1 protein-coding gene is annotated in these 233 nt (G+C 68.7%); it reads right to left on the reverse strand.

The genetic code is table 11. The annotated features are described in order from the left end of the window. A partial coding sequence (locus tag HA630_RS00300) for an NADH-quinone oxidoreductase subunit B (protein ID WP_166831992.1) occupies nt 1-233 on the reverse strand: 233 nt, incomplete at both ends.

The following is a 233-nucleotide window of genomic DNA, read 5'->3' on the forward strand; positions in this document are numbered from 1 at the left end:
CCGTTGGCGCAAGACCCCATGGACAGCACCCAGCGCGGCTCGGCCATCTGGTCGTAGACCTTGCGCAGCGCCGGCGCCATCTTGTTGCACAGGGTGCCGGCCACGATCATCAGGTCGGACTGGCGTGGGCTCGCGCGAAACACCTCGGCGCCGAAGCGGGCCAGGTCGTAACGGGCGGTGGCCGCGTGCATCATTTCCACCGCGCAACACGCGAGGCCGAACGTCATCGGCCA

It is taken from the genome of Aquabacterium sp. A08 (genome assembly GCF_011742065.1).